The following is a 24194-nucleotide window of genomic DNA, read 5'->3' on the forward strand; positions in this document are numbered from 1 at the left end:
ATGTTGCAACGCCTCAGTAAGGCACCTCAGTACGGCAGTCAGTACGGCAGTCAGTACGGCGCCCGAGCACGGCGCCCGAGCACGGCGCCTGAGTCCGGCGCCTGAGTCCGGCGTCTCAGCAAGTGCGCTTCCTGCGCTCTCTGCGCTCTCTGGCGGCCGCCCGCCGCGCCTCCTCCTGCTCCCACAACGCCTTGAGCTCCAGAGCCCGCTCATCAAGCTCGACAGGTTCCCCTTCCTCTTCCCCTTCCCCCTCTTCCCGCCACAGCCCCTGCTCCTTCAACTGCCGGGTCTGCACCTCCACGGGGACCTGCGAGTCGAAGTCACTGGGCCGGGGCCCCTCCGGCCCATCGGGACCGATCCGCATCAGCCGCTCGACCCGGACAACACGGAACCGCCGCCCGTCCACACTCAGACTGTTTCCGCGCTTCGCGTCGAGGGCGTCGGCCGCCCGCGCGTACTCCGCCCGCTTCTCGCCGGACAGCCCCAACTCGAAGGGAGCCATCACCCGCAGCCACGTCGCCAAGCCGTCCCGGGCGCCCTGCGGAGTGCCGTCCGAGGCCCCGGGGTTCAGCGCCTGCCAGGCACCGTCCACCCGCTCGGACACCATGAACACCGCGGGCAGCAGCACACCTCCCGGGTACCGCGCCACCGCCCCTCTGGCGTCCTCGCCCACCTCCGGCGGCACACCGGGCGAGGGCACCCCGACGAACTGCGCGAGGTCCAGCTTCAACAGACCGTCGGACATCCCCGTCGCGACGTACGGGTCGACGACGAACCCCTTGGTCCGCGACGGCAGCCGGTACGCCTCGCCGACCTCGCCCGGGTCCGGATCGGAGGGACGCGGCGGCTCGGGCCCGCCCCTGCCCATGCGGATGAACTTCGCCGCGCGCACGACACGGAACCGCTCCCCGCGCACCCGGACCTCGTCGACGACCTCGTGGTCCATCCGCAGCGCGGCCGCCATCCACTCGGCGTGCGCCGCCGCGTCCCCGGCGTCCTCGGCGCCCTTGGCCCGCATCCGGAAGTGACTTCCCAAGGAGTCCCTGGCGTGCTGCGGCTCGCTCTCGCCGTACGCGGACAGCTCCCAGCCGCCGGCCTCGCACTCCCTGGCGTGGAAGAAATCGGGAATCCGCACCCCCATCAGCTCTGGATACAACTCCCTGGCCCGCCACGCCTCCCGATCGGCCAGCGCCGCGACCGGCCCCTCCTGCTCGGAGACCCGAAACGTGAGATAGCCGGGCACCCGGTCCTCGTAACCGCTCATGCCCTCAATGTGCCCGACCCCGCGCCACCCCCGCCGCCGATCCGACCGACCCGGAGAAACAACTCCCGCACACCGAAACCAAAAGAAAAGACCAGGTCGGAAAGTTTCCGACCTGGTCTTCGAAGTGAGCCGCCTTCGGGATTCGAACCCGAGACCTACGCATTACGAGCACGCCAGCGATCATGATGGGGCGCGCCGACACCAGGATCCCTACTGTTTTACCTGGTCAGAGCGCTGGTTTGGGGTGGTCCCGATGGGGCTTGGAGGGGCTGGGGGTGGGGAGCGGCTCGGCTCCCAGTTGGCTCCCAGTTGCCTCCCAGACACCGGGCCGCGGTCCCATGGGCTCCGCCGGTGGCCGCAGTGACGCGGCCGGCGGGCCGGACGCGACGAGCGGACGCCCAGGTTGTCCGTCGCACCTGCGGACCGCCGACCGAGATGCGGTGGGCTTGGACCCGCGCCCGGATGCTCTTGCGCCCCGAAGCAGTCAGTGAGCCGTCCGGCGACTCGCTCGACCGCCTTGCCGGGTTTCCTTCGACGCACACGTCAGCAGCCTCCCGAAGAGCGCCGCCACCGGGATCATGAACACCCCGTACACCGCTGCGGGCACGGCGAGTTGGCTGCTGTGCAGGACGCTCACGGCGATGGTGATCGCCAGGGTCGCGTTGTGCGCGCCGATCTCGAAGGACGCGGCGATCGCCTGCGGGCGTGCGACCCGGACCGCGCGCGGCACCACGAACCCCAGGGCCAGGTTGAGGGCGCAGAACAGCAGCACGGCCGGGCCCACGTCGGCGATGTAGCCGGGCAGGTTCGCCCGCTCGGAGAAGATCGAGGCGAGAACGGCGAGGGCGAGGACCACGGACGAGCCGATCCGCACCGGGCGGTCGAGGACCGTGGCGAGGGACGGCCGGTAGCGGCGCAGCAGCATGCCCACCGCGACCGGCACCAGGACGATCGCGAAGACCTGGAGCATCTTCCCGAACTGCAGCGTGACCTGACCGCCGCCGCCCAGATCCGGCTGGAAGTACGCCAGGCCGAGGTTGGTCACCAGCGGGATCGAGACGACCGCGATCACCGAATTGACCGCGGTGAGCGTGACGTTGAGGGCGACGTCGCCGCCGAAGAGGTGGCTGAACAGGCTGGAGATGGTGCCGCCGGGTGACGCGGCGAGGAGCATCATCCCGGAGGCGAGGACCGGTGGGACCTGGAGCGCGAGCATGAGGCCGAAGCACAGCGCCGGAAGGACGACCAGTTGGAGGGCCATGGTGACCGCTGCGGCCCTGCGGTGGTTCCTGACGTCGAGGAAGTCCTGGACGGTGAGGGAGAGGCCGAGCCCGACCATGACGAGTGCCACGGCCGCGGGCAGGAAGGCCGAGATGAAGGGGGAGTTCACGGGGAGCGGCTCCAACCGTTGAGTCGTGCGGCGTCATTGCCGGCCACCGCGCAAGTTAGGCCCACGCGCCGGGGCCGGGGACTGGTACGGGAGGACGAAACCCCGCCGCCGGTTCGTGTCCGGGCCACAGGGACCTCCTGCCCGGCGGCGCCTAGCGTGATCGGCCGTCGACACCCACACCCCCCGTGTACGGCCGTCAATTACCCGCACGCCAACACCCGTACGCGGACGCCCCGTACGCGGACGCCCCGTACGCCGACACCGCACTCGCCAGACTCTCCAGGAGGTCCCCCCATGACAGATCTGACCGGCCGCCGCGCACTCGTCACGGGCGGTGCCCAGGGCATCGGGCGTGCCATCGCCCAGCGTCTCGTCGCCGCGGGAGCCCGCGTCGTACTGGCCGACAAGAACGAGGAAGGCGCCCGGCTCACGGCCAAGGAGCTCGGCGGGGACACCGTCGGCATCCGCTGCGACGTCACGAGCGCGGACGACGCGCGCGCCGCCGTCGCGCAGGCCGTCGAGGCCCTGGGCGGGCTCGACGTGCTGGTGAACAACGCCGGTATCGAGATCGCCAAGCCCGTCACCGAGCTGACGGACGAGGAGTTCATGCGGGTCCTGGACGTGAACGCGGGCGGTACCTTCCGCGTCACCCAGGCCGCGGTCCCGGCCCTGGCCGCCGCCGGCAACGGGGCGATCGTCAACCTCGGCTCCGTGGCCGGGATGTCGGGCGGCGCGATGCTCAGCGCGTACTGCGCGTCCAAGGGCGCCATCCTGCGCTTCACCGAGTCCGCCGCGATCGAGCTGCGCCAGGCCGGCATCACCGTGAACGCGGTGTGCCCCGGCATCGTGTCCACCGAGATGGCCGACCGCCTCGTCGCACCGATCGACGCCGTGTCGCCCGCCCCCTTCGACGAGCTGATCAAGATGCGGCAGGGGCGGCCGGGCACGCCCGACGAGGTCGCGGGCCTGGTCGCGTTCCTCGCGTCGGACGAGGCGCGCTTCGTCACCGGCGCGCACTACGCCATCGACGGCGGGCTCACCGCGAGCCTGTTCTGACCCGTGCCGCCTCGGGCCGGCTGTACCCGTGCCGCCTCCGGCCGTACCCGTGCCGCCTCGGGCCATACCGCCGCCGTCACCTGCGGCGATGCCCGGGGCGGAGCGCTGTCCGACCATTGCCGGGGGCCTGAGCGCGATGTCAGGATGAGCGCACTCCGCGCGGTCGGCGCGGAGACGCCCGCGACGAGGAGGTCACCGTGGCCTTGCAGTCGGCTGCCCCGGACGAGGCCGGTCGGCTCACCGAGGCGCGCGTCGCCGCCCTGGCGGCACACATGCGGGAGCGGTTGCCCGAGCTGACCCGCCGAGTGCAGACCGTCCTGGCCGAGAAGGTCACCGACCTGCAGGGCGATCCCCGGCTGCTCGATCTGCTCTACGGCAGTACCGAGAGCAATCTGGAAACCGTCATCGAGGTCGTGCGCTACGGCATCCCGGCCGACGACCTCACCGCTCCCTCCGCCGCGGAGGAGTACGCCCGCCGGCTCGCCCGGCACGGCATCTCCTCCAACGCGCTGACCCGGGCCTACCGGCTGGCCCACGAGTACGTCCTCGACTGGGCCTCCTCCTGGATCGTGGCCGAGGAGCCGGACCCGGTCGTCGCGTACGCCGCCTGCCGGGAGTTCACCGGCATGACCTTCCGGTACATCGACAGCGTCTCCGAGCAGGTGGTGCGCGTCTACGAGGCCGAGCGCGAGCGCTACCTGGCCAACCGCGGCACCGTACGCGCCGCCATGATCACGTCGCTGCTCGCCGGTGAGCAGGTCAGGACCTCCGCCGCGGAGGCCGCGCTCGGCTACGGGCTCGGCCAGCGGCACCTGGGCGTCGTCCTGTGGGGCGCGGACCGCCGTACGTCCACGCAGGAACTGCGCCTGGCCGAGGCGCTGCTCGCCGAGGTCGCGACCGCCGCGGGCGGCAAGGGGCAGCCGCTGCTCGGCCGCAACGACGGCTCCGGGAGCTGGGGCTGGATCCCGCTGGGCCACGGCACCCGGCCCCTCGACCTCGTACGGATGGAGCAGATCGTCGCGTCCGCGGGCGCGGGGCTGCGGGTGGCGATCGGCTCGCCCGCCGCGGGCGTGGAAGGGTTCCGGCAGACCCATGTCGAGGCGCTGCGGGCCCGTACGGTGGCGATGGCCGCGGCCGAACGCGCCCGCATGGTCACCTCGTTCACGGAGCCCGGCGTGCGCGCGGCCGCGCTGCTCGCGGCCGACCCGGACGCGGCCCGCCAACTCGTGCGGGACGCCCTGGGAGCGCTGGCCGCCGACACCGAACCGGCGGCCCGGCTGCGCGGCACGCTGCTGGCCTTCGTCGCGGAGAAGGGCAGCTACGTCGCCACCGCCGAGCGGACCCATCTGCACAAGAACACGGTGAAGTACCGCGTGGACCGCGCGATCGAGGAGCGCGGCAGGCCCCTGGACGGCGACTGGCTCGACCTCGAACTCGCCCTCATCGCCTGCGAGTGGCTGGGCGCGGACGTCCTCACGACCGACGCCGAGTGAGCCCTCCGGGGGCCTGACGGCTGACACCACCCGGTCTGTCCTGGGGCGGCCCTGGCCACAGAGCCGCCCCGTCGCACCCGCCGCCCCCCCCTGGGGGCGTCACCTCCCCTCCCTCGCTTCTTCACCCGCGCCCCCTCCTTGGCCTCCCGGGCACGAAGAGGGCGCCGAGCTTTGTGTTCTCGGCACAGGGACCCCGTCCTTCCGCCCGCCTAGCTTCGGGGCACACCACACAGCCCCGAGCAGGAGGACTCCCGTGTCCCAGCAGCTGAACGGCCGGACGGCCATCGTGACGGGTGCCGCGCACGGCATCGGCTTCGCCATCGCGGCCCGGCTCGCCGAGGCCGGCGCGAACGTCGTCGTCTCCGACATCGACGAGGCCGCCGCCAAGGATGCCTCCGCGAAGATCCCCGGCTCCGCCGCCATCGCCTGCGACGTACGGGACGAGGACCAGGTCAAGGCGCTCGTCGAGGGCGCGGTCGAGCGGTTCGGCGCGCTGCACGTCATGGTGCCCAACGCCGGTGTCGCCAAGGCGATGCCGCTCGTCGAGATGGACCTGGCCGACTGGCGCCACGTCACCTCCGTCAACCTCGACGGCGTCTTCCTCGCCATCCGCCACGCGGCCCCCGCGATCATCGCCGCGGGCGGCGGCAGCATCGTCACCCTCGGTTCCGTCACCGCACTCGCCGGCACCCCCCTCATCGGCCACTACGCCGCGTCCAAGGCGGCCGTCGTCAACCTCACCAAGACCGCCGCCACCGAGCTGCGCGCCCACAACGTACGGGTGAACGCGGTGCTTCCCGGCTTCGTCGGCACCAACCTGGTGACCAGCCAGGTCGACAGCTTCGAGCAGCAGATGGGCGTTCCGGCCGGTGGCTTCGCGGCGCTCATGGACCAGAAACAGGGCCGCCTGGGCACGGTCGAGGAGGTCGCCGACGCGGTGCTCTTCCTGGCGAGCGACAGCGCCTCCTTCTGCAACGGCACGGGCCTCCTCCTGGACGGCGGCCTGGACGCGTCACTGTTCTGAACCCGGCCCGGCCGACGGCCACTGTCGGCCGACACCCACCCCCGGCCAACCCCCACCCCAAGGGCACTCCCCGAAAGGCACCCGCACGCCATGCCCCAGTCCTACCTGCCCTGGCGCCGCCCGGCCGCCCTCGACGCCCGGCCGTGCGTCGGCGACGAGCAACAGGAGCTCAGCTACGCGGAGTTCGGCGCCCGCGTCGAAGCCGTGGCCGAGCAGTTCGCGGAGGCCGGTGTCGGCCTCGGCTCGGTGGTCGCGATCATGCTGCCGAACCGGGTCGAGCTGCTGATCAGCCTGATGGCTGCCTGGCGGGTGGGGGCGGCGGCGACCCCCGTGAACCCGGTGTTCACCGCCGCCGAGGCCGACTACCAGATCGCCGACTCGGGCGCGGTGCTCGTCGTCAACTCCGGCGCCGCCGCCCCGGACGGCGGCAGGCCCGCGATCGCCGTGGACGACCTGCGCCGTACGCCGACGGGACGGCGCGCGATCCCGCTCCCCGTGACCGCCGGGGGCGATGCCGCGCTGCTCATCTACACGAGCGGTTCCACCGGCCGCCCCAAGGGCGTGATCCTCGACCACGCCAACGTCGCCGCGATGGTCCGCTCGATCTCCGCCCACCTGGAGGTCACCGAGGCCGACCACTGCCTGCTCGTGCTGCCGCTGTTCCACGTGAACGCCATCTGCGTCAGCTTCCTCAGCACCATGCGGGCGGGCGGCCGGCTGTCCGTGCTCGGCCGCTTCCACCCGAAGGACTTCCTCGCCGCCGTCGAGCGGCTGCGCCCGACGTACTTCTCCGCCGTACCCACCATCTACGCCCATCTCGTCGGCCTCCCGGCCGAGTTGACGGCCGACACCTCCTCGGTGCGGGTCGCGATCTGCGGCGCGGCGCCCGCTTCCGAGGAGCTGCTGAGCGCCGTCGAGAAGCGCTTCGGCTTCCCGGTCATCGAGGGCTACGGCCTCACGGAGGGCAGCTGCGCCTCCACCTCCACCCCGCTGCACGCGCCGCGCCGCCCCGGCACGGTCGGCGTCGCGCTCCCCGGCCAGCGGGTGGAGATCATGGCGCCCGACGGCACCCTGCTGCCGCCCGGCGAGCGCGGCGAGATCGTCATCCAGGGCGACAACGTGATGCGCGGCTACCTGGGCCGCCCCGAGGCCAACGCCGAGACCCTGCGCGGCGGTTGGCTGCACACCGGCGACGTAGGGATCCTCGACGAGGACGGTTACCTCCGGATCGTCGACCGCATCAAGGACATGATCATCCGCGGCGGCGAGAACCTGTACCCCAAGGAGATCGAGGCCGTCCTCCACCAGCACCCCGCCGTACAGGAGGCCGCCGTCGTCGGCGCCCCGCACGCGGTGTACGGAGAGGTGCCGGTCGCGTACGTCGCCCCGTACCCCGAACAGGCCCTGGACGCCGCCGAGTTGAGGGAGCTGTGCGCCGAACGGCTCACCAAGGTGAAGAACCCGGTGGCCGTGCACGTCCTGGACGCCCTGCCCAAGAACGCCGTCGGAAAGCTCGACAAACCCGCCCTGCGCGCCCGCGTCGCCGCCGACCCCACCTCTCAGGGAGCCTGACCATGGGATTCCTCCAGCCCGACCCCCCACAGGAAGACCCGCAGACCCTGCTCGCCCGCCCCTTCCTTGAGCGGATCAGAATCCTCAGCACCCACTGGGTCGAGCACGGCTTCGGCGCCCCGCGCGCCGTGTCCTGGATCTACGTACTCAAGGTGGCGCTGCTGTACTGCGTGGGCGGCCTCCTGGTCGTGCGGTACACCTCGGACGTCGGCTCGTTCTCCGACTTCACGTCGTGGTGGAGCGAGCCGGTCCTCTACCAGAAGCTCATCCTGTGGACGGTGCTCCTCGAAGCGCTCGGCCTCGCCGGGTCCTGGGGCCCGCTGGCCGGCCACTTCAAGCCGATGACGGGCGGCGCCCACTACTGGCTGCGGCCGGGCACGATCCGGCTGCCGCCGTGGCCCGGCAAGGTCCCGCTGACCGCCGGTGACGAGCGCACGGTGGGCGATGTCCTGCTGTACGTCGCCCTGTTGGCGAGCCTCGTCGTCGGGCTTGTGCTGCCGGGTTCCGCCGACAGCGCGCTCGCCGAGGCCGTGCCCGGCAGCACCGGGGGTCTCGTGACACCTGCCGTGCACGCCGTGGTCGCCGTGCTCCTCGTCCTGTGCGGACTGCGCGACCGGCTGATCTTCCTGGGCTCACGCGGCGAGCAGTACCTGCCCGCGGTCGCCTTGTCGGCGACGCTCGGCTTCACCGACATGGTCATCGCCTGGAAGCTGCTCATGGTCGTGGTGTGGATGGGCGCCGGCGTCTCCAAGTTCGGCAAGCACTTCACCAACGTCATCCCGCCGATGATCTCCAACGGCCCCTTCATGCCGTCGAAGTGGCTGCGCCGCGCCCACTACCGCGACTACCCGAACGACGTCCGCCCCTCGCGCCTCGCCTGGGTCATGGGCCACATCTTCGGCACCGCCGTCGAACTCGGCCTGCCGCTGGTCCTGCTGTTCTCGCCGAACCGCACGATCACCCTGCTCGCCGCCGCCTCGATGGTGATCTTCCACCTGTTCATCCTCTCCACGTTCCCCCTCGCCGTCCCGCTGGAGTGGAACGCGCTGTTCGCGTTCGGCGCCGTCTTCCTGTTCGTCGGCTACCCCGCGCAGGACGGCTACGGAGTCCTGGACTTCTCCCAGTGGTGGATGCTGCCGGTGATCTTCGCCGCGCTCGCGTTCTTCCCCGTGCTCGGCAACTTCCGGCCCGACCTCGTCTCCTTCCTGCCGTCCATGCGCCAGTACGCGGGCAACTGGGCCTCCGCCACCTGGGCGTTCGCCCCCGGCTGCGAGGAGCGCCTGAACGAGCTGGGGACGCCCGCGCGCATCCAGGTCGAGCAGATGCAGAAGATGGTCATGGCGTACGACGAGGGGGCCGCCAAGGTCGCGATGCAGATGCCGCTCGCCTGGCGCTCGCTGCACAGCCAGGGCCGCGGCCTGTACTCCGTCCTCACCCGGCACCTGCCCGACGTCGACGACTACACCGTCCGCGAGGCCGAGTTCATCTGCAACCAGCTCACCGGCTGGAACTTCGGCTGCGGCCACCTGCACGACATCCGCCTCATCAACGCCGTGCAGAAGCGCCTGAACTTCGCACCCGGTGAACTGACCGTCGTCTGGGTCGAGTCGCAGCCGATCCACAAGGACACGCAGGCGTACCAGATCATCGACGCCGCCCTCGGTGTCGTGGAGCGCGGCACCTGGAAGGTCGCGGACTGTGTGGAGCGCCAGCCCTGGCTGCCGGAGCCGCTCGGGCCCGTCCCCGTCGAGGTGGAGTGGGTACGGTCCGACCGCACCCCCGCATCCGACGCACTCGTGACGGAAGGCTGAACACACCATGGCCACAGCAGCAGTCGTGGGCAGCGGCCCCAACGGCCTGGCCGCCGCGATCCGGCTGGCCCAGGAGGGGCTCGACGTCACCGTCCTAGAACGGGCGGACCGCCCCGGCGGCGGCACCCATACCTCCGAACTGACCCTGCCGGGGCTCCTGCACGACGACTGCGCGGCGATCCACCCGACGGGCGTCGCCTCACCGTTCCTCGACTCCCTCGGCCTGGACCGCTTCGGCCTGCGCTGGCTGTGGCCCGAGGTCGACCTCGCGCACCCGCTGGACGACGGGCGGGCCGGTGTCCTCTCGCGGGACATGGGCCGGACGACGGCCTCCCTCGGCCGCGACGGCGCGAGGTGGCGCCGCGTCTTCGGCCCGCTCGCCGACCGCTTCGACAAGATCGGCGAGGACGTGTTCCGGCCGGTCCTGCACCTGCCCCGGCACCCCGTGGCGTTCGCCCGCTTCGGCGCCGGAGTCCTGCCGCCCGCGACCTGGGCGGCGCGGCTGTGGCGGGACGAACCGGCCCGCGCCCTGTTCACGGGCGTCGCCGCGCACGTCTTCGGGCGGCTCGACACCCCGCTGAGCGGCTCGGTCGGCATGATGCTCACGGCGGCAGGACACGCGGTCGGCTGGCCGGTGGCCGAAGGCGGCACGTACGCCATCACCACCGCGATGGTCCGCCTCCTGGAGAGCCTGGGCGGCACGGTCCGCACCGGCGTCATGGTCACCGGGCTCGCCGAGCTGCCCGAACTCCTGGGTACGGAACCGGACTTGGTGCTGCTCGACACCGCCCCGCACGCCGCCGCCCGCATCGCCGGCGACCGCCTGCCCCCACGCGTGCGCCGCGCCCTGACCCGCTACCGGCACGGCCCGGCCGCCCACAAGGTCGACTACGCCATCGACGGCGACGTCCCCTGGACCAACGACGACTGCCGCCGCGCCAGCACCCTCCACCTCGGCGGCGGCGCCCGGGAGATCGCGCGGGTCGAGGCCGCCGCCGCCCGCGGCACCATGCCCGAACGCCCCTTCGTCCTCGTCGGCCAGCAGTACCTCGCCGACCCCTCCCGCTCCGCGAACGGCGCCAACCCGCTGTACGCCTACGCGCACGTCCCGCACGGCCACACCGGCGACGCCACCGAAGCGGTGACCGCCCAGATCGAGCGCTTCGCCCCCGGTTTCCGGACACGCATCCTCGCTGTGCACTCGCGCACCGCACCCCAACTGGCCGCCTACAACCCGAACTACGTCGGCGGCGACATCGCGGGCGGCGCCAACCACGCCCGCCAGCTGGTCTTCCGGCCCCGCCCGGCCACCGACCCGTACAGCCTCGGCGCCCCCGGCCTCTACCTGTGCTCGGCCGCGACCCCGCCCGGCGCCGGCGTGCACGGCATGTGCGGGGTGCGGGCGGCCGAATCGGCGCTGGCCCACCTGGAGTCCGCAGGCCGCACCCCGGCGCCCGTACGCCACTGACACCACCCCGGCGCCCGTACGCCACCGCACGGCCGTACGCCACTGACACCACCGCACGCCCGGTCAGCACCGCAAGGAAAGGCCCGCACCATGCCCGCCGCATCCACCTGGTCCACCGACCGCAGCATCGCCACCCCGCCCGCCCGCTTCATCCGCGCCGACCGCGTCGAGCGCGACGCCTCGCCGCTGAACGACACCCTCTACGAGGCGCGGGTCCTCGACGCGTACACGATCGGCGTCCAGGCGTACGTCTACGGCTGGCCCGCGGTGCACAACTGGCGCATCCGGTCCTGCCTGCTCGACCCGGACTTCCCCCAGCACGCCCCGCTCGGCACCTTCCTGCACGAGCCGGTCCCGGCGGACCACCGCTACCGCCTCTTCGTCACCCCGAACGCCGACCTGCTGTACTCCGAGGCATTCTGCGACCTGCGCGGGGAGCCGACCGTGCTGCACGTGCCGGACACCGGCGGCATGCGCTACTGGGCGGCCCAGATCCTCGACGGCTTCACCGACACCGCCGCCAACATCTCAAGCCGCTCGGCGGGCAACGGCCCCGGCGACTACGCGCTCGTCGGCCCCGGCTGGGACGGCGAACTGCCGCCGGGCGTCACCGAGGTCCGCGTCCCCACCCGCACCTGCTTCATCCTGCTGCGCACCCTCTTCGAGACCGAGGCGGACCTCCCGGCCACCCGCAAGATCCAGCAGGGCTTCACCCTCACCCCGCTGACGCACTACCTGGCAGGCACCACGTACGCGCCGGCCGCGATCCCCGCCGCCGACCCGCGCCGCGACGTCCCGCGCGACGAGGCCGAACTCTCCACGTCCCTCGCCTACTTCACGGTCCTGAACCACGCCCTCACCGAGGGCGGCATGCGCCCTGACGAGAACGGCCTGCGCCACCTGTTCGCCCGCATCGGCGTCGGCCCCGGCCTCGACTTCGCCCCGGACACCCTGGACTCCGCCACCCGCGAGGGCCTCACCCGCGCGCTCGCCGACGGCTGGAAGCTGGTCCAGGCCCGCTCCGCGACCGCCCGCACCACCTTCCGCAACGGCTGGGTGCTGCCCGACCCGATCGCGCAGACCGGCTCCTACGGCCACGACCACTTGCAGCGCGCGGGCGTCGCCCACCGCGGCATCTACGCCAACACCGCCGAGGAGTACGCGGCGCTGCCCGCCGTCCTCGACTCCGCGGGCCGCCCGCTGGACGGCGACGCGACGTACACGATCCACATGGAAGCGGACCAGCTGCCGAAGGTCGACTCGTACTGGTCGATCACCCTCTACACGCTGCCCGACCGCGCCCTGCCGGACCACCCCTCCGGCCGTACGACGGTCAACAGCCTTCAGCCGGACCTGACTTACGCCCCCGACGGCTCGCTCGACATCCACATCCAGGCCGACGACCCGGGCCCCGGCCGCCGCGCCAACTGGCTGCCGTCCGTCCCCGGCCCGTTCCAGCTCATCCTGCGCGCGTACGGCCCCACCGACCCCGCCATCCACCGGGGCGAATGGCCGGCGCCCGCCATCGAGCGGTCCTGAGCCGCACCCCGTACGTTTCCCAGCATGGAGGCATCAGCACAGATGACGGAACTGCGCGACGCGACGCTGACCGGCGACGAGAAGATCGACACCCCGTTCGGCCCGATCCAGCTCGAACACACCTATCCGACCGACGAGTCGGCGGAACTCCTCTTCGACCGGCTCGACGCGCAGCGCGCCGCCCAGGCGTACCTGTGGTCCCTGCCGCTGGTCGGATTCCTGACGTGGCGCGAGCGCGCGGCGGACACGTTCGGCGCAACGGGCTTCGGCGACTTCGTCGTCTACGACTCGCTGCGCGAGAAGCGCGGCATCGTCACGGCGAACCTCACCACCCCGTACATCATCAACTTCACGAGCCTCGCGGAAGGACCCGTCCTCATCGACTACCCGGCCGGCCCCACGGCTGGCGGCGTCCTGGACTTCTGGCAGCGCCCCGTCGTGGACCTCGGCCAGACGGGACCCGACGCGGGCGAGGGCGGCAGCTACGTCGTCCTCGGCCCCGAGGACGACGCCGCGCCGTACGAGAACTCCGGCCGGTACGTCGTCCGCTCGGCGACGGTCAACGTCTTCATCGCCTTCCGGCTGCTCACGAAGGACCCGGCCCTGGCCGCCACGGCCAAGAACGGCCTCAAGCTGTCGCGCGCGGGCTCGGAACCGGCCCCCGTCCGCTTCATCGAGGGCGTGGACCGCGAGTGGAGCGCGACCCCGGCCCGCGGCCTCGACTACTGGAGCGACCTCGCGACGGTCCTCCAGGAGGAACCCGTCCGCGAGGTCGACAAGGCCCTGATGGCCATGCTCGAACCCCTCGGCATCACCAAGGGCCGGGCATTCGCACCGGACGACCGCCAACGCCGCATCCTGGAGGAAGGCGCCGCCCTCGGCGAACTCCTCGTCCGCAACCTCCAGGTCAACCCCCGCTACACGACGCCCTACTGGCCCGGCACCAGCTGGTACAAGAGCTTCGACTTCGACGTCGAGCAGGAGACCGACACGCTCCTCCAGCTCGACCAGCGCGCCACCTGGTTCTACGAGGCCGTCACCAGCACCCAGGGCATGGTCAACCCCACGCCCGGCGCCGGCCAGGTCTACATGACGTCGAAGCGCGACGCCGGGGGCCGCCTCCTGCGCGCCGACCGCACCTACCGCCTGCACGTCCCGGCGGACGTCCCCGTCGCCCAGTTCTGGTCCCTCACCCTCTACAGCGAGGACACCCGCCGCCCCTACGACAACGGCGGCACGGACATCCGCAGCGTCAGCCTCGACAGCCACGACGACCGGCTCACGTACAACGCCGACGGCAGCATCGACCTGTACATCGGCCCGTCGGCCCCGGCAGGCGCCGGGACCAACTGGATGAAGACCTGCGCCGATGACGGCTGGTTCGTCTACTTCCGCCTGTACGCCCCGACGCGGCCGTTCTTCGACAAGACGTGGGCGCTGCCCGACTTCGAGGCCGTGCCGTAGCGACTACGAGGTGACCGGCCGGAGCGGATTGCCGCCGAGATCGTCGATATAGGCACGCGTCTCGTCGACATTCACCGGCCGGTACAGCCGGATGCCGTGGTAGAACCGCTGGCCTTCGGTGGCCTCGATGACGTTGGGCTTGCCCTCACAGCGCTTGTCGCCGAACCACACGGTGATGCGGCCGTCCGCGTCGCGCACCATCTCGCTGTCGGTCAACCCCGGTTTCGCGACGTCGAGCCAGCCGTTCTCGTCGTACTTGATGACGGAAAAATAGCCGTTGTGCTCGTAGTCGAGGGGCGGGACGTCGAAGGTCCACGCGTCGCAGCCGGTGCTCGTGGCCATCGCCTGGTAGTACTGCGCGTCCTGCGGCGGCAGGCCGCCCCAGCCGAGGGCCGCGCCGAGCGTGTGCTGGTAGGGGTCGGTGGTCTCGGGGGTGCCGAACGCCTTGCTGAAGTCGGCCTCCGCCGAGTGCGTCTCCAGCTCCGCCCGGACGCTGTCCAGGCTCTCGGTGTCGTAGACCGTGGGCACGTACGGGTTGGCGGTCGCGGCCTCGATGCGCCGCAGGTCCTGGAGCTCGCAGGCACGCTCGACTCCGCTCGCGAGCGAGGTCCGCGCGAGGATGTAGACGTGGGTGCCAGTGGTGAGGTCGGCATTGCGCAGGGTCAGCGACTCGCCGGGATACACCACACCGGCGACGTAGTGGTTCTCGTCGATGATCTCGCTGACCTGGAACTCCTCCGACGCGGCGACGGAGAACGTCGCCTGCTCCGTGACGTCGACCACGGCGTAGGAGTAGAGGAGGTCGACGTTCGACCGGATGATCATCTGGTTGTCCATGTTCACCGGAGTCCGGTTGTGGAGGAACTCGTTGACGGGCGCCTTCTCGAGCTGCTCAAGGAAGTACTTCGCGGTCTCCGCCTTGGCGAAGTTGTCCTGGGTCACGATCTCAGGGCTGGACATCCTGACCTCCTGTCGCCGCACACACGGGCCCACCGGAGGCGACCGACTCCGGGTGGACGCACCTTTCCGTTGAACCTATACGCGAGCGGCGGATCGGTCCTTCCGGAGCGCCGGGCGACAGCGCATAACCAGCCGTCCAAAAGGCGCCCGATATGAAGGGCCCTAGGTGTGCTGCCCGGTGTGACCGAGGGCGGGCCGGAGGGGCAGTCAATCGGATCCGGGATGTGGTCTGTTGCGGTCCGCCGCGATCCGCCATGCGGCACATGCGGGCAGTTTGGTGTCAACGGTCACGCAGCGTGGCGTGTTGGTGCAGGCTGCCGTCCTCGGCACACGTGGCGAAGCGTGGGCCGGGCTCCGAGGAGGGGGATCGTCGTGGCGGCGAAGGGGCGGCGCGAAGAGCCGCGCGAAGGGCGGAGGGTGGGGAATCTGCCCCGGCCGCGGACGGTGACGGTCGATCGCCGTGCGGAGGTGGCGGGGGTCGGGCGGCTGTTCAAGGGGCCGTCGGCCGAGGACCCGGTGCGGCTGGTGACGTTGACCGGGGTCGGCGGGGTGGGGAAGACCCGGGTGGCGCTGGATGCCGCCGCCGAGCTCCAGCCCCGCTTTCGCGACGGTGCGTGGCTGGTGGAGCTCTCACCGCTGCGCCAGGAGGGGCTGCTGGCGCACGTCATCGCCGAGACACTGCCGTTGGCCGACCAGTCCACCCGGCCGGTGATCGACGTGGTGGCGGAGTATCTGGCCGAGCGGGAGCTGCTGCTGGTCCTGGACACCTGCGAGCACTTGGCCGATGCCTGCGCGGTCGCCGCCGAGACGTTGCTGAGGGCCGCGCCCGGCCTGCGGATCCTGGCCACCAGCCGCCGCGTCCTGGGCGTGGTGGGCGAACGGGTGCTCACGGTCGCGCCGCTGCCCGTGCCCGAGGCCGACGACGCGCTGGCGGGTTCGGCGGACGCGGTGGTCCTGCTGACCCTGCGGGCCACGGAGGCGGTGCCCGGTTTCTCGGTCACCGACGCCGACCGCGCGGAACTGGTGCGACTGTGCCGGCGCCTGGACGGGCTGCCCCTGGCGATCGAGCTGGCCGCGGCCCGCCTGCGTGATCTGCCGGTACGGGAGCTGACCGCCCGCCTTGACGACCGCTTCGCCGTCCTGGGCGACACCGACGCCATCGCGCGCGAAGCCGATCCTCCCTGGCACCAGGCCCTGCGTACCGCCATCGGCTGGAGCCACGAGCTGTGCACCCCCGCCGAACGGCTGCTGTGGGCCCGGCTTTCGGTCTTCGCCGGCAGCTTCGACGCCGAAACCGCCCGGCAGGTCTGCGCCGACGACCATCTCCCGGACCATCGGATCCCCGACGTCCTGGGCACGCTGACGGAGAAATCGATCCTGACCTGGGAGCCCACCGGGGGCGGGGAGCGCTACCGGATGCTGGACACCATCCGCGAGTACGGGGCCGACTGGCTGCGCGGCCTCGGCGAGGACGACACGCTGCGCCGCCGGCACCGGGACCACTACCTGGCCCTGGCCCGCCGGGGCGACGCCGCCTGGCTCGGGCCCGACCAGTTCGGCTGGTACGACCGGATGACCGCCGAGCACGACAACCTCCGCGCCGCCCTGGAGTACAGCCTGGCCGAACCGGCCGGCCAGGGCCACACGGCGCTGGAGCTGACCGGAGCGCTGTGGTTCTTCTGGCGTGCCTGCGGTTTCCTCAAGGAGGGCCGCCACTATCTGGACCGGGCCCTGGCCGCCGACACCGCCCCCTCACCGGCCCGTGCGAAGGCCCTGGACGCCTGCGGTACGTTGCTGATCAACCTGGGCGATCTGCCCGCCCTCGAAGAATGCGCGGCCGAGTGCACCGCCCTGGCCGCGCGACTCGGCGACACGGAGCGGATCTACGCGCGGGCCGCAGAGCTCCGGGTGGCGGCCCTGCGCGGCGACCGGGCGCAGACGTTGTCCCTGGCCGAGGCCCTGCTCGCCACGGACTGGCGCGAGAAGCCGCTCACCATGTCCCCCCTGGTGTCCCTGGTGGTCGGCGCCCACATGCACGCCGCCATGGGCCGCTTCGAGGAGGCCGTCGACTGGCTGGAAGAGCTGAGCGCCGTCTGCGACCGCAGCGGCGAGCGCTGGATGCTCGCCTGGGGCCAATTCGTACGTGTCCAGGCCGAGTTGGGCCTGGGCCGGATCCAGGAGGCGCACGAGCACGCCCGGGACGCCCTGTTCGTCACGCGCCGGCTGCGCGACGACGCGGGCACCGGTCATGCCCTCGAAACGCTGGCCCGGTCCGCCACCACCTTGGGCCGGGGCCGGGACGCCGCCCGGCTGCTCGGCCTGGCCACGCAACTGTGGGAGACACTCGGCCGGCCACAGGCCGGCATCCCCTCGCTGATGGCCGCCCGCCAAGCCTGCGAACAGCAGACCCTCGCCACTCTCGGCGACCACGCCTACCACCACGCCTTCGACGCCGGCTACGCCATCGACCTCGACACCGGCATCACCCACGCCCTCAACCCCACCCCTGCGTCGCCTTCCTGACCCGCGTGACCACGACTGACGCGGGAACTGGGCCTGATCTGCGTCGCTGAGTCGACTCATGCAAGTCCTGCGGGACGCGGCTGGCAGTCCTACGGGTACACCGGGGCATAGACGTCTACGTTTTCGGGCCAGTCGCACTTCCCCCACGGCCGGGGATACGGGTTGTAGAACAGACCGGACGGATGGCAGTCGAATACGTACGCCAGATGGTTCACGCACTGCACGTATGCGTCCACACGCCTGGGATGCGAATAGGCGCCGTCTTCGGCGTTCCCGCACGAGTAATCACCGGCGGCCGATGCCGGAGTCGCAGTGGCGAAGGCGCCGAGTGACAGCAGCAGCGTGCCGGCCGCAGCGGCGGCCACAGTCTGGATCTTCATGACCAGGAAACGAGCTTCAGACGGCGCGGTCACCAGTGTGACGGGCCACCGGTCGGCAGCTCCTCATGGAGAAGCGAGCGGTCCGGCGGGGCGGTGCCGGTCCGCGGCGACGAGGAGCAGGCCCAGGCCGTAGAAGAGGGCGCCGATGACGACGGCGCTGACCAGGACTCCCGCGTAGCCGTGCTGGTCGACGTCGAGGAAGGGGTACGGGTAGCGGTCGGGCGGGCTGATCACGGCACCGCGGGTCAGGGCGAAGACGAAATAGGCCAGCGGGACCGCCAGCCACTGGTGGGCGAAGCTCCACCGGAATCGGCCAGGGGGCGCGGCGAGGAGCCACAGGGCGGGCACCGCGATCGGGGTCACCGTGTGCAGGAGCTGGTTCGACAGGGCCAGCCAGCCGCCTCGTACGGAGATCCCCTCGGTCTGCGAGAAGCCGCTGGAGTCGTTGGCGAGCACCGCGTGGTAGATCAGCCCGGTCACCACGATGCTCAGCAGCACCGCGCCGGTCACCAGGGTGGGAAGTGGCGGGCGGCGACGGGCCGTTCGGAGCGCGGAGAGCGCGGACGTGACCGCGACCGCGGCGTTGACGAGGACGGTGAAGTAGGTGAAGACGCGCCAGGGTCGAGGCGCGTGCGCGCACTCGATGGCGATCCCCGCGGCCGCGGCCGCCGCGACCAGCAGGTACAGGGCACAGGCGCAAAGACGCCGCAGCCGTTGGCCGTTCATCGGCTCACAATGTCCGGAGGGGCTGGCGGCGACGGTCCCGCGCACCTGGGCGCGGGACCGTCGCCGTCACAGGAGCCGCGTGCGGTCAGCCGCGATACGGCTGCTCCACGCCGACGGGGTAGGGGGCCGACGGGTTGTCGGGGTCCTGGGTGTGGACGGTGAACGGACGGGAGTCCACCCGCTCGTCGAGGTCACAGGTCCAGATGCCGCCGGCCGGTACCCGAGTGGTGCACATGACCGTGCCGTCCGGCTTGCGGATGGTGACGTCGGTGCCGGGAACGCCCCGGCCGAGGAGGTAGTCCCCGCCGGTCGGGTGGATGTCGGGCTCGGGCAGTTCGAACGACAGCTTCAGGGTGCCGTGCTGCCCGCGCGCGCTGCCGTTGCCACGGCTGGTGGTGGCGTCGGTGACGCCGGGGCCGTTGACGTAGCCGGAGCCGCCGCCACCGCCGTAGTCGGAGTTGTACCCGCTCGTGCCGCGCTGGCAGGTGCCGCCGCCACCGCCGTAGTAGCCGCCGCCACCGCCGCCACCCACGTCGGCGCCGCCTCCGCCGCCGTAGCCGCCGCGGCCTTGCCGGCCGACCGAGGGCTGGTAGCTGCAGTTGGTGTTGGGCACGCCGGCGGCCGCCCGGCCGCCGGCGGTCTGGGTGCCGCCACCGGCGGCGGTCTGCGCACCGGCATTGATCCGGTACCAGCTGTTCTGGCCGGTGGTGCCGCCGCCCATGCCGCCCTGGAGCCCGCCCGCCGCGCCGCCACCGCCGCCGCCCGCGGCCACCAGCCAGGTGGCGCCTTCCTTGATCCAGGTGCCGCCACCCCCTTGCCCGCCGCCGTAGCGGCTGCCGTTGCTGCCCGGACCGCCACCGCCGACGTTCCACCGCTTGGCCCCGAGCACCCCGGCACCACCAGCGGTCAGACTCAGCGTCTCCCCGGGAGTCACGTCGATGGTGGCGACGGTCCGGCCGCCCGCGGCACCGTTGCGCGCACCGCCACCGGCCCCGTCGAGGCTGACCCGCATGCTCGTCACGCCCTTCGGCACGACGTAGGAGACGGTCTCGTTGCGCACCTCGAAGCAGGCGTTGTCCGAGGCCGGGGCCCCGGGCACGCTGCTCGACGCACAGGTGTAGCCGCTGACCGCCCAGGCGGGGGCCGCGGTCGCCAACGGCAGGCCCGCCAGGGCGGTTCCGGCGGACAGGGACACGGTGAGGGCGCGCGCGGACCAGGACATGGTTCGCGTCGATCTGCGAATGATCATGGACGGCACGCTAGCGGCGGGAGTACCCAAATCGCCCTCAACCGGGGCGTGTTCCCCTAACGGCACGAGAGCCGTTGATATGCCGAAATCACTCAACGGCGTGTCACCGGAACAACTTCACCGAGCACCCCGACACACACACCGCCGACCACTCTTCGTGCCCACCTTCTGGAATTCTTTACTCTCTGCGATGTGGCGCCGTGTACGCAGCGGGGGTGGCGGCAGGCCGCCATCGACAGCACGGTCCTGCCAGAGGCAAGATTCTCCGTCGCACGGCTGGAATTGCGTGCATCACATTTCGACTTCTCTCTGGTTTTTACGTCGCCCGCCCCCAGGCGGCGACTGCCAAAAACGCTCGCTCCACCCGCGTAAGCAGGGGGAGGAGGCTTCACCGGAGCCGTGATCCGCAGCAATCGGGAGTGCCATCTATAGGACAGTCCCCGGCTTGGAACATCTCCACAAAACCGATGTTCCGCTCGCGCTCCCCTTGGATTCGCCAGCACGAAGGGAGGCATCACGTATCGGCACCGGAACGACCCAGGCATGAGAAAAGCCAGGTCAGAAGATATCTGACCTGGCTTTCAACTGAGCCGCCTTCGGGATTCGAACCCGAGACCTACGCATTACGAGTGCGTTGCTCTGGCCATCTGAGCTAAGGCGGCGCCGCCACGCGCACCGGAGTGCGTCAGCAACGTCGCCAATCCTACACGCTCCCCGGGGGTGCTCCGAACCGCCTTTATGACCGCGTGATCACCGGGGGACACGCGCTACGAGCAGCGCTTTCCGTCGGTGGGCGGGGTGCCGGTCAGGAGGTAGTCGTCGATCGCGCCGTCGACGCAGTCGCTGCCGCGGCCGTACGCCGTGTGGCCGTCGCCGTCGTAGGTGAGGAGGCGGCCGGAGGAGAGCTGGGCGGCGAGGGACTTCGCCCAGCGGTAGGGGGTGGCCGGGTCGCGGGTGGTGCCGACGACGACGATGGGGGCGGCGCCGTCGGCGGTGACGCGCTGGGGTCCGCCCGTCGCCTTCACCGGCCAGTAGCCGCAGTTCAGGGAGGACCAGGCGAGGCCCTCACCGAAGACCGGGGACGCCTTCTCGAAGTCGGGCAGCGCCTTCTCGACCTCCTCGGGCGAGGTGAAGGACGGGGGCTGGTCGAGGCAGTTCACGGCGGCGTTGGCGAACATCATGTTCGAGTACGAGCCGTCGGGGTCGCGCTCGTAGTAGCTGTCGGAGAGGGCGAGCAGACCCGCGCCGTCCTTGTGCTTCATGGCGGCGGTGAGGGCCTCGCGCAGCTGCGGCCAGGCCCCTTCGTCGTACATCGCGGCGATCACGCCGGTCGTGGCGAGGGATTCGCCGAGCTTGCGGCCCTTCGGGTCGCCGGTGCCGATGGGGGTGCGGTCGAGGGTGGTGAAGAAGGCCTTGAGGCGCTTGCCCGACGCGTCGGGGCCGCCGCTGCCGAGGGGGCAGCCGGAGCGCTTCGCACAGTCCTTCGCGAAGGACTTGAACGCGGTCTCGAAACCGGCGGTCTGCTGTTCGTTGAGCTCGCGCGCGGGGAGCGAGGGGTCCATCGCGCCGTCGAGGACGAGGCGGCCGACCCGTTCCGGATAGAGGCCCGCGTACGTCGCGCCCAGGTACGTCCCGTACGAGGCGCCTACGTAGTTCAGCTTCTCGTCGCCGAGTGCCGCGCGCGCGAGGTCCATGTCGCGGGCCGTCTCGACCGTGGAGACGTGCGGCAGGACCCGGCCCGACGTGCGGTTCGACGTCTCGCAGCCGGCGCCGAAACGCTGGTAGGCGGCGGCCAGGCGGGTGCGTTCGGCGCCGTCGTCCGGGGTGACGTCGGTCTGCGTGTACGCGTCCATGCGCTTGCCGTCGAGGCAGGTCACCGGCTCGCTGCGGGCGACACCGCGCGGGTCCACGGCCACCATGTCGTAGCGGGCGCGGACCTTCTCCGGGTAGCCGATGCCGGCGTACGACTGGAGGTAGCCGATGGCCGAGCCGCCGGGGCCGCCGGGGTTGACCAGGAGCGAGCCGAGGCGCTTGCCGGGGCCCGTGGCCTTCTTGCGGGAGATCGCGAGGTCGACGTCGCCCTCGGACGGCTTGTCGTAGTCGAGCGGCGCCTTCAGCGTGGCGCACTCGAACCCGGGCACTCCGCACTTGTGCCACTTCGGGCTCTGGTCGTAATACCGGGCCAGGTCGGCCGGCGTGGAACGGGGCAGCGCGGCGAGCGAGGCACCCGTAGTGCCCGAACTGCCCGACGCGCAGGCCGAGATGGCGGCAAGGGCAAGCCCGACGGCGACTGCGAGCGCGGCGGGGCGGCGGCGGGGGGCGAGGGGGTGACGCCTGAAGTCCATCGAGCGAGCGTAACGCTCCGCGCGCACCTGGTCACATTGCGTACACCAACCGCCACGGGGCCCATTCAAGCCCCTGCCGGGTATTTTCAAGCCCCTGCGGCGATTGAGCAGCGGGGTCCGGGGCAGAGCCCCGAGACGTGGGAACGGTGCCGGGTGAACCCAGTCGACTAGCCCGCGCGGAGCGCCACCGTCATCGACTCCACCGCCAACAGCGGCGCCACATTCCCGTCCAACGCCACCCGACACGCACCGATCGCCTCGATCCGCCGCAACGTCGACTCCGGAGAAGTGCCACGGGCCAACCGCTCCAACGTGTCCTGAATCTCCGTATTGGCCAGGTCCACGCGCGAGCCGAGCTGCATCGCGAGCACGTCCCGGTAGACCCCGGTCAGCTCGGTGAGGGCCAGGTCGAGGCTGTCCCGCTGCGAGCGCGTGCGGCGCCGCTTCTGCATGTCCTCGAGGTCCTTCATGACACCGGCCGTGCCGCGCGGCATCCGCCCGCCGTTCTGCGCGCCGAGCGCCGCCTTCAACTCCTCGGTCTCCTTCGTGTCGACCTCCTCGGCGAGCTGCTTGGAGTCCTCGGCGGCCGCGTCCACCAGTTCCTGCGCCGCCTTGAGGCAGCCGCCGATCTCCTCGACGCGCAGCGGCACCTTCAGGACGGCGGCCCTGCGCTCCCGCGCGCGCGGGTCCGTGGCCAGGCGGCGGGCCCGGTCGATGTGGCCCTGCGTGGCGCGGGAGACGGCGGCGGCGACGTCCGGCTCGATGCCGTCGCGTCGTACGAGCATGTCGGCGACGGCGGAGACGGCGGGCGTGCTCAGGGTCAGCAGGCGGCAGCGGGAGCGGATGGTCGGCAGCACGTCCTCCACGGAGGGCGCGCACAGCAGCCACACGGTGCGCGCCGCCGGTTCCTCCACGGCCTTCAGGACCGCGTTCGCCGACTTCTCGTTGAGCCGCTCGGCGTCCTCCACGAGGATCACCTGCCAGCGGCCGCCCGCCGGTGACGTGTACGACTTGCGGACCGTGTCACGCATGTCGTCGACGCGGATCTGGGTGCCGACCGCGGCGACCGTCGACACGTCGGCGTGCGTGCCGAGCAGCGCGGTGTGGCAGCCGTCGCAGAACCCGCAGCCGGGGGCTCCGCCGAGGGCCCGGTCCGGGCTGACGCACTGCAGCGCGGCGGCGAACGCGCGGGCGGCGGTCTCCCGACCGGCCCCCGGCGGGCCCGTGAACAGCCACGCGTGCGTCATCTTCGACGCGGCCGGCGGCGGGGTGTCGGAGGACGCCGCCGTCACCAGGGCGTCCGCGTCCCGCGCGGCCGCGTCCAGCGACGCGATCACACGCTCCTGACCGACCAGGTCGTCCCATACGGCCACGCGGCACCGCCCCTCTCTCCCACCGATTCTCCTACCGAGCCCAACTGCAGCCATTGTGCCGGGCCCCACTGACAACGTTTGATACGGCGATGACCGACCTCCGCATCGAGCCCCTGACCGGCGCCTCCCCCGACGGGCCGCTCGCCGACTGGCAGCACGCCCACAACACGATCGTGCCGGTCGACTCGGCGTACCTCTCCCTCGACGACGTACGCGAACGCGCCGGACGCAACGTCATGGAAGTGGCCTACGCCGACGACGTACTGGTGGGCTGCTCAACCCTGCGCCCGCCCCGACGCGACGGGGTGGCCACGGTGATCGCCCGCGTGCTGCCCGAGCACCGCGGCCGCGGCTTCGGTCGGACCCTGTACGAGCGCGGGCTCGACCGGGCCCGTGCCCTGGGCGCCGACGAGATCGAGACGGTCGTCCTGACCTCGAACACGGCGGGCCTGCGCTTCGCGGAACGCGCCGGGTTCACCGCGGAGGTCGACCGCTACCGGCTGGACGGGGACACCGTGGACTGGGTGGAGCTCAGGCTGACCTGAACCCCGCCCACC

General features: G+C 71.8%; 18 protein-coding genes and 1 tRNA gene. 10 read left to right on the forward strand and 9 right to left on the reverse strand.

Features of this window, described 5'->3' with window-relative positions:
- Positions 1–115: 115 nt before the first annotated feature.
- Together RBJ65_RS11750 and RBJ65_RS11755 are read right to left on the reverse strand one after the other, a co-directional pair.
- Entirely contained in the window at positions 116–1264 is a 1149-nt protein-coding gene (locus tag RBJ65_RS11750; protein ID WP_306318563.1) for a DUF5954 family protein, read from the reverse strand.
- Positions 1265–1748: 484 nt separating this feature from the next.
- On the reverse strand, positions 1749–2654 hold the full coding sequence (locus RBJ65_RS11755; protein WP_306318562.1) for a bile acid:sodium symporter family protein: 906 nt from the start codon (positions 2652–2654) through the stop codon (positions 1749–1751).
- 294 nt (positions 2655–2948) lie between these two features.
- Here RBJ65_RS11755 and RBJ65_RS11760 point away from each other — a divergent pair, with 294 nt between their 5' ends.
- From RBJ65_RS11760 to RBJ65_RS11795, 8 genes are all read left to right on the forward strand, one after another.
- Positions 2949–3710, forward strand: coding sequence for an SDR family NAD(P)-dependent oxidoreductase (locus RBJ65_RS11760; RefSeq protein ID WP_306318561.1), 762 nt, complete (start codon positions 2949–2951; stop codon positions 3708–3710).
- Between the two features lie 197 nt (positions 3711–3907).
- Positions 3908–5203 (forward strand): CdaR family transcriptional regulator, encoded by a 1296-nt coding sequence (locus RBJ65_RS11765; RefSeq protein ID WP_306318560.1) that lies wholly within the window; start codon positions 3908–3910, stop codon positions 5201–5203.
- Between the two features lie 253 nt (positions 5204–5456).
- Entirely contained in the window at positions 5457–6227 is a 771-nt protein-coding gene (locus RBJ65_RS11770) for a glucose 1-dehydrogenase (RefSeq protein WP_306318559.1), read from the forward strand.
- 90 nt (positions 6228–6317) lie between these two features.
- Positions 6318–7799, forward strand: coding sequence for a class I adenylate-forming enzyme family protein (locus tag RBJ65_RS11775; protein WP_306318558.1), 1482 nt, complete (start codon positions 6318–6320; stop codon positions 7797–7799).
- 2 nt (positions 7800–7801) lie between these two features.
- A complete protein-coding gene (locus RBJ65_RS11780) occupies positions 7802–9610 on the forward strand; it encodes a DUF3556 domain-containing protein (RefSeq protein ID WP_306318557.1) in 1809 nt (602 codons plus the stop codon).
- A 7-nt stretch (positions 9611–9617) separates the two neighbouring features.
- Positions 9618–11078 carry an NAD(P)/FAD-dependent oxidoreductase gene (locus RBJ65_RS11785; protein ID WP_306318556.1) on the forward strand — a complete coding sequence of 487 codons (1461 nt, stop codon included), beginning with the start codon at positions 9618–9620 and terminating at the stop codon, positions 11076–11078.
- A 90-nt stretch (positions 11079–11168) separates the two neighbouring features.
- Positions 11169–12617, forward strand: coding sequence for a DUF1254 domain-containing protein (locus RBJ65_RS11790; protein ID WP_306318555.1), 1449 nt, complete (start codon positions 11169–11171; stop codon positions 12615–12617).
- A 24-nt stretch (positions 12618–12641) separates the two neighbouring features.
- Positions 12642–14081: a DUF1254 domain-containing protein gene (locus RBJ65_RS11795; protein ID WP_306318554.1), complete on the forward strand. Its 1440-nt coding sequence runs from the start codon at positions 12642–12644 to the stop codon at positions 14079–14081.
- 3 nt (positions 14082–14084) lie between these two features.
- Here RBJ65_RS11795 and RBJ65_RS11800 read toward each other — a convergent pair whose 3' ends face one another.
- Positions 14085–15041: a hypothetical protein gene (locus RBJ65_RS11800; protein ID WP_306318553.1), complete on the reverse strand. Its 957-nt coding sequence runs from the start codon at positions 15039–15041 to the stop codon at positions 14085–14087.
- A gap of 372 nt (positions 15042–15413) precedes the next feature.
- Between RBJ65_RS11800 and RBJ65_RS11805 the strand changes: the two genes are divergently transcribed.
- A complete protein-coding gene (locus tag RBJ65_RS11805) occupies positions 15414–17564 on the forward strand; it encodes a hypothetical protein (protein ID WP_306318552.1) in 2151 nt (716 codons plus the stop codon).
- A gap of 89 nt (positions 17565–17653) precedes the next feature.
- Here RBJ65_RS11805 and RBJ65_RS11810 read toward each other — a convergent pair whose 3' ends face one another.
- From RBJ65_RS11810 to RBJ65_RS11835, 6 genes are all read right to left on the reverse strand, one after another.
- Complete coding sequence (locus RBJ65_RS11810; protein ID WP_306318551.1) at positions 17654–17944, reverse strand: chitin binding peritrophin-A domain-containing protein; 291 nt, start codon at positions 17942–17944, stop codon at positions 17654–17656.
- Between the two features lie 63 nt (positions 17945–18007).
- A complete protein-coding gene (locus tag RBJ65_RS11815; RefSeq protein ID WP_306318550.1) occupies positions 18008–18670 on the reverse strand; it encodes a Pr6Pr family membrane protein in 663 nt (220 codons plus the stop codon).
- An 85-nt stretch (positions 18671–18755) separates the two neighbouring features.
- Positions 18756–19919, reverse strand: coding sequence for a glycine-rich protein (locus RBJ65_RS11820; protein WP_306318549.1), 1164 nt, complete (start codon positions 19917–19919; stop codon positions 18756–18758).
- Positions 19920–20507: 588 nt separating this feature from the next.
- Positions 20508–20581, reverse strand: a tRNA-Thr gene (locus RBJ65_RS11825).
- Positions 20582–20686: 105 nt separating this feature from the next.
- On the reverse strand, positions 20687–22264 hold the full coding sequence (locus RBJ65_RS11830) for an alpha/beta hydrolase (RefSeq protein ID WP_306318548.1): 1578 nt from the start codon (positions 22262–22264) through the stop codon (positions 20687–20689).
- A gap of 167 nt (positions 22265–22431) precedes the next feature.
- Positions 22432–23637, reverse strand: a complete 1206-nt coding sequence (locus RBJ65_RS11835; RefSeq protein ID WP_306318547.1) for a DNA polymerase III subunit delta' — start codon at positions 23635–23637, stop codon at positions 22432–22434.
- A gap of 89 nt (positions 23638–23726) precedes the next feature.
- Here RBJ65_RS11835 and RBJ65_RS11840 point away from each other — a divergent pair, with 89 nt between their 5' ends.
- Positions 23727–24182, forward strand: a complete 456-nt coding sequence (locus tag RBJ65_RS11840; RefSeq protein ID WP_306318546.1) for a GNAT family N-acetyltransferase — start codon at positions 23727–23729, stop codon at positions 24180–24182.
- The last annotated feature ends 12 nt before the right edge of the window (positions 24183–24194 follow it).

This window comes from Streptomyces sp. KL109B (assembly GCF_030766935.1).
Taxonomy (GTDB): Bacteria; Actinomycetota; Actinomycetes; order Streptomycetales; family Streptomycetaceae; genus Streptomyces.